Below are 507 nucleotides of genomic sequence, written 5' to 3'. Positions count from 1 at the left end.
TAGCAAAGGAACATGGTTTTTACAAAAAACTTCATCATATCCAATTCGAAAAGCAAATGTCTTAAAGCAGTTAAATCTTAAAAACTTTGATTCTTAATATTCTCTTTCATAAAATATGCCAACACTAGAATTCTTTTCATTCCCTATAGCGCCTTTAGCTTTGAGATGACGAGAAATGTCCAAATTAATTGTTCCTTTTGTCGTTCCATCTGACCCTGCTTCAAAGCCTAAATAAACATTATTGTGTATGTAACGTCCAATGCGTAAGCCCGTATTACCCTTTTCATCAACGATAACATCAAGATCATCAAGACCGATTTTAGTCCGTAAAGCATTCAACAAAGACATATTAGAAGCACCTGCAAGATCAGCTGCTGCTGCCGCAAGCTGAGCAATCTGAAATGGTGATAATTCGTTAAGAGAGCGGTTAAAAATCAAACGAGCTAAAATCTCATCCTGTGGCAAACTAGGTTGTGAAGAAAAACTAACATCAAGATTATCAATCGT

At 35.7% G+C, this 507-nt stretch carries 1 protein-coding gene; it reads right to left on the bottom strand.

The window, feature by feature from the left end; translation table 11 throughout:
• Window positions 1-93 precede the first annotated feature (93 nt).
• A partial coding sequence (locus tag ACFIK8_RS13205; RefSeq protein ID WP_375669681.1) for a translocation/assembly module TamB domain-containing protein occupies window positions 94-507 on the bottom strand: 414 nt, incomplete at its 5' end.

Source organism: Bartonella sp. MR168JLCBS (assembly GCF_042194175.1).
This window is presented reverse-complemented; position numbering and strand designations above follow the sequence as displayed.